The organism is Glutamicibacter sp. BW78, from assembly GCF_002332245.1.
Classification (GTDB): Bacteria; Actinomycetota; Actinomycetes; order Actinomycetales; family Micrococcaceae; genus Arthrobacter_H; species Arthrobacter_H rhombi_A.
In genome coordinates this window covers 885-1,214 of the sequence record NZ_NRGU01000025.1, presented here as the reverse complement: position 1 = coordinate 1,214, position 330 = coordinate 885, and the positions used below count along the sequence as shown (strand labels likewise).

1 pseudogene is annotated in these 330 nt (G+C 65.2%); it reads right to left on the bottom strand.

Annotated elements, in window-relative coordinates:
* Nucleotides 1-330, bottom strand: a pseudogene (locus CIK75_RS16465) (serine hydroxymethyltransferase); the annotation flags it as partial.

The following is a 330-nucleotide window of genomic DNA, read 5'->3' as shown; positions in this document are numbered from 1 at the left end:
CGGGTAGAGCGGGTGGGCGGTAGCCAGGGCGGTCACCCGGGCCTTCAACCCTTCAAGGACACCGGCGTCGGCACCGCCGTCGGCGGTCCCGGCAATCAACGCGGCCGCGATGATGTCAGCGACCTCGGTAAAGGCCTCCTCGGAGAAACCACGCGTCGCCAACGCCGGAGTCCCGATCCGTAGCCCCGAGGTCACCATCGGCGGACGCGGATCAAACGGGACAGCATTACGGTTCACCGTGATCTCGATCTTCGCCAGCAGGTCTTCACCTTCCTGGCCATTGAGCACCGAGTCCCGCAGATCAACCAGCACCAAATGCACATCGGTGCC